The sequence below is a fragment of the Candidatus Symbiopectobacterium sp. NZEC135 genome (genome assembly GCF_025962695.1).
In genome coordinates this window covers 1-4,056 of the sequence record NZ_JAGFPF010000134.1, presented here as the reverse complement: position 1 = coordinate 4,056, position 4,056 = coordinate 1, and the positions used below count along the sequence as shown (strand labels likewise).

The window sequence follows — 4,056 nt, the reverse complement described above, 5'->3', positions numbered from 1 at the left end:
AGTCACCGCAGGCTACAACTGGGTTTTTCGTGGTTGCATCTTCTAAGTGATTGGGCGAAAAATGAGCATAAATCATTGTCATTGTGATTTCAGAATGCCCCAATATTTCCTTTAATACGAGGATATTCCCGCCGTTCATCATAAAGTGACTAGCGAACGTATGCCTTAATACGTGAGTAAACTGGTTCTTCGGTAGCGCGATTTTTGCCATTTTCAGCACTGACTTAAAGCGCTTGTAGACATTCTCGAACAAGCGGCCTTGCTTCTTAGGAATACTGTCATAAAGTTCTTTGGTTATGGGAACTGTTCGGTTTTTACCGCTTTTTGTGTGAATGAACGTTATTCTATATGGGATGATCTGTGTGCCAGTCATCAATGCCGCCTCGTTCCATCGGCACCCTGTGCTAAGACAGATTTTTACAACGGTTGTTAAATCCTGATTTCCATACCTATCACATGCATCAAGTAACGCCTTAACCTCAGAACCTCTAAGAAAAGATAGCTCACCCTGTTTGACTTTAAATGGATCTAAGTCTTGAATGGGATTCTGATATTTAATGTATTGAAGTTTTTTAAGACGGTTATATACAGTAGTAAGCGCGGTGCATTCCAAATTAATAGTGCTCAGTGATGCCGGTTTCAGAAAGATATTATTATCCTTCCTATACACTTCACCGGCCAATCTCTTTTTCCGGTGTTCAGCTACGTCCTTACCTGTGACACTGGAAGCAATAGGATCGCCCAAAGACTCACATATTATGCTGAGTTTTTGTAATCTAGATATACCGCTGGAGAGTGTTACGCCGTGAACGTCATACCATAACTCGATGAGTTCGCTTAGCGTCCGGTTATCTTCTCTATCTCCAAGCCACGGCTTGCTATCTACCTCAGACATAATATGTTTTTCAAAGGCAACGGCTTCACCTTTTGTCGCAAATTGTTTGCGAACGCGGCGACCTTTTCGGCCTGTTGGGTAGCATTCACATAGCCACTTGCCATCATCTTTTTTTCGGACGGTCACTTGTTAAACCTTAACTATAACTTATTGTCATGGCTACGCGGCCGATCGCCTTTACATCATCAACACTGCATTCAAATGTTATTTGGTCATCACTTATTCTTATCTTTTTATTAGGTATGCGGGATATTTTTTTTAAACTAGTAATCCCATCAATTTCAACCAGCCATAACCCGTCAGTAATATCAGTGAATGACGTTTCGAGAATGTATTTACTATTCGATTCGATTAATTGAATCGGTTTTTTTAAATCACTCATTAGAAATGATAAATCAAATAATGTATGACTTGCTGGGTGGGGGATGCCACCGATTAGTTTTATGTTGTTAACTCGCACAACATCGGAATCTTTTGGATCGAATGCCTGTCCATTGCCAGTCATAAGCCAAGTCAGTGAGGCTTTGGTCTCAATTGAGCACTGTATTACCCAGTCAAACGGGAATGTGTCTCGCAACCATCTGTTCGCAAGTGTGCTTTTGGAGATACCTAAATGGTCACAAAGTTGCTGGCGTGAGGTATAGCCATAGGCTTCAATTAGGCGTGTTATGGCCTCCCTTCCTCCCTCGTTTGGGTTCTTTTTGGTCTCATTTGGGTTTTTATCGTTTGACATTGGTTGTTCGTACCTCTATCTTTGGCTCGTACCCAAGTGCGACCTTGTGTACAAGAGATGTTAACTCACAGTATACAAACAGGAGACTATGCCTGATGGCAACGTTGATTTCAATTTATATCCCAAAGGCTAAAGTGACGCCCAAGGAATTCAGTGAACTACAGGGCGTGAAAGTGCGTACTGTGCGTTCATGGTGCGAAAAAGGAATACTTTCGCAAGACAAAAAGGAAAAGAAAAACGGGCGCGTGGCTATTCACTACCTGAAATATATAGAGCGGCAGACACGTCAGGCGTTGGGACATAACCGCTTTCAAATCATCGTTGGGCAATCATCTTGTACCCAATAGGGGACTGTGGCCATGTTTGATTATCAGCTATCTAAACATTCTCACTTTGATGCCGCTTGCCGAGCGTTCGCGCTGGCGCACAATATTGAGGACGTCTCCGCCGCAATTGGTGTTCGCTCTCAGGTGCTGCTGATGACCTATTAGCCATTACCGCTCACACGGAAGACGCTGTTTTATTGGATGGTTTGCTGGCGCAAATCAATTGCCTGCCGTCTGTGCCACGTAATGAAGCTAATTCACACAATGTGCCTATGTTTGCACTGAGTGCCACGGCTGACGTGGGCGCGATCGCTGGGGAAGCGGTATCAAATGCTCCAATGTCACAGGCGCGAAAAACCGCCATCCTCCATCGGGCAAATAGTGCGATCCGTAACCTGTCGCTGATCGTCCTTTCCGTTGAAGCCCGTTTTCAATCCACGCCTATGATGGCCGCCGCTGTTGATGTTTTCAATACGGTTGCTGTTCCGGCGCTTTCGTGAGGAAAAACGATGATATCTATTGCTAAGTTTCTTGTTTATCCCGCACCAGGTCTGCAAGCGCAGGCTGAACAACGGGGTAAGGGTTGGTTTGAATTGCCGAACGGCCAACGCTGTTCACCGAAACCGCACCAGGTTTATTTTCATCCGCAGAGCAGCAAACCCTATATACCTGAAGTGAAGCGTCGCCCGTGGTGGCATCGTCTGTTTGGTAAAAGGGGGTAATTGTGATCTCTGAGAATACACCACTCGAATTGCCGGACGGGCTTAAGGCGCTGCGTCGTATGCTTTCAGGAACAGATAACCCTGCTGAAATCTTTTGGAGTGATGCATCTTGGCGTGACAGAGAAAACCTGATTTTCTTCTGCCGTCCACGGCTGGGGAATAGTCACGTTGGTTGGCGTTGGGTGGATTTTGACTTTAATCAGCGCAAGGCGCTGTGGAATGGTTTGCTGGAAATGCGGCGCTTTCATGAAAAAACCTCTGTATTCCGACCAGATCATTTTAATTGCAGTGTGCTCCATGTCTGTACCGATCCTATCCCTGATTTAGTGGGGCCAGGATCAGAAGATATCCCATCAATTAATTAACCCGTAATACGCAATGCTTTTGCGGCCATTCATTGGCCGGGGCTTCGTATTGCCTGAAATCAGGAAAATGCCATGCATAACGTAGAAACAAGAAATATGAATGTTGCTGAAAACGGTGCCTTATTGGCCTTGTTGAATAACGCGCGTTTGGAAGAAAAGCGGGATCAGCATTTGGCTATGTCGGTGCGCATCGCAAAGCTGACCATTCAGATCCAGCAGCAGGGTATGAGCGTCAGTGACGTTATCGAACTGCTTAGCCAGGAATCAGAACGGTTTGAGCATTCAGCACAGGAGCTTTGCGCATGAGCGTCAACGGCACCCCGCTGAAATGGGCGGGCAGTAAAGCCCGTATCATGGATACCTTGCGCGAGCATCTGCCAGCCGGTCAACGGCTGGTTGAACCGTTTGCAGGATCTAGGATCTTGCTCGGTCATGCTGAACACCGATTACGCCGCGTATTTAGTGGCAGATATCAACCCCGACCTTATCAACCTGTATCAAGTGATTTGTGAGGACACCAGAGGTTTTCTAGATACGGCCCGTTTGCTGTTTTCAACGGCAAACACCGCAGAGGGTTATTATCATCTGCGCCAGAGCTTTAACCGTGATAAATCCAACCGTACCCAATCGGCGGCGATGTTTCTTTATCTCAACCGCCACGGCTATAACGGGCTGTGCCGCTATAACAAGCAGGGCATTTTTAATGTCCCCTATGGGAAGTACACATCCCCGTATTTCCCTGAGCAAGAGATCCATTTCTTTGCTGAGAAAGCCAAACGCGCCACCTTCCTATGCTGCGATTTTGAGGAAACCTTAGCGCTGGTTTGCCCTGATGATGTGGTGTATTGCGATCCACCTTATTACCCTGCGTCGGATACCGCAAACTTCACGCAGTACCATACACAAGGCTTTGATAAGTTTGACCAATACCGGCTGGTGACGGCGGCGGGCAAGGCCGCGCGGGATGGTGCACAAGTGGTGGTATCACACACCCATATTGCCCATGACGTCGGCT

Annotated in this window: 8 protein-coding genes and 1 pseudogene; 7 read left to right on the top strand and 2 right to left on the bottom strand. The window is 46.5% G+C overall.

The annotated features are described in order from the left end of the window. Together J5224_RS23735 and J5224_RS23730 are read right to left on the bottom strand one after the other, a co-directional pair. Positions 1-1,021, bottom strand: a 1,021-nt coding sequence (locus J5224_RS23735; protein WP_264627694.1) for a tyrosine-type recombinase/integrase, incomplete at its 3' end; no start/stop codon positions are given. A 10-nt stretch (positions 1,022-1,031) separates the two neighbouring features. Beyond that, positions 1,032-1,628 (bottom strand): phage repressor protein CI, encoded by a 597-nt coding sequence (locus tag J5224_RS23730; protein ID WP_264627693.1) that lies wholly within the window; start codon positions 1,626-1,628, stop codon positions 1,032-1,034. Between the two features lie 95 nt (positions 1,629-1,723). Between J5224_RS23730 and J5224_RS23725 the strand changes: the two genes are divergently transcribed. The 7 genes and pseudogenes from J5224_RS23725 to J5224_RS23700 form a co-directional block, all read left to right on the top strand. Further along, positions 1,724-1,975: a Rha family transcriptional regulator gene (locus J5224_RS23725; RefSeq protein WP_264627692.1), complete on the top strand. Its 252-nt coding sequence runs from the start codon at positions 1,724-1,726 to the stop codon at positions 1,973-1,975. A gap of 12 nt (positions 1,976-1,987) precedes the next feature. Next, positions 1,988-2,454, top strand: a pseudogene (locus tag J5224_RS23720) (phage regulatory CII family protein). Positions 2,455-2,463: 9 nt separating this feature from the next. Then, on the top strand, positions 2,464-2,676 hold the full coding sequence (locus J5224_RS23715; protein ID WP_264627691.1) for a phage filamentation protein Fil family protein: 213 nt from the start codon (positions 2,464-2,466) through the stop codon (positions 2,674-2,676). A gap of 2 nt (positions 2,677-2,678) precedes the next feature. Then, the gene (locus J5224_RS23710; protein ID WP_264627690.1) at positions 2,679-3,041 is read left to right on the top strand and encodes a hypothetical protein; all 363 of its coding nucleotides are present in this window, start codon (positions 2,679-2,681) and stop codon (positions 3,039-3,041) included. A gap of 72 nt (positions 3,042-3,113) precedes the next feature. Further along, positions 3,114-3,347, top strand: coding sequence for a DUF2732 domain-containing protein (locus tag J5224_RS23705; RefSeq protein ID WP_264627689.1), 234 nt, complete (start codon positions 3,114-3,116; stop codon positions 3,345-3,347). After that, complete coding sequence (locus J5224_RS35600) at positions 3,344-3,553, top strand: DNA adenine methylase (protein ID WP_319802476.1); 210 nt, start codon at positions 3,344-3,346, stop codon at positions 3,551-3,553. Before J5224_RS23705 ends, J5224_RS35600 begins: the two co-directional genes overlap by 4 nt. Next, on the top strand, positions 3,474-4,056 hold a 583-nt coding region (locus J5224_RS23700; RefSeq protein ID WP_319802475.1), incomplete at its 3' end, for a Dam family site-specific DNA-(adenine-N6)-methyltransferase. The genes J5224_RS35600 and J5224_RS23700, both read left to right, overlap by 80 nt.

Excerpts from the sequence above, each read along its gene's own strand:
- J5224_RS23730 (WP_264627693.1), bottom strand. The coding sequence starts at position 1,628 with ATGTCAAACGATAAAAACCCAAATGAGACCAAAAAGAACCCAAACGAG.
- J5224_RS23725 (WP_264627692.1), top strand. The coding sequence starts at position 1,724 with ATGGCAACGTTGATTTCAATTTATATCCCAAAGGCTAAAGTGACGCCC.
- J5224_RS23715 (WP_264627691.1), top strand. The coding sequence starts at position 2,464 with ATGATATCTATTGCTAAGTTTCTTGTTTATCCCGCACCAGGTCTGCAA.
- J5224_RS23705 (WP_264627689.1), top strand. The coding sequence starts at position 3,114 with ATGCATAACGTAGAAACAAGAAATATGAATGTTGCTGAAAACGGTGCC.
- J5224_RS35600 (WP_319802476.1), top strand. The coding sequence starts at position 3,344 with ATGAGCGTCAACGGCACCCCGCTGAAATGGGCGGGCAGTAAAGCCCGT.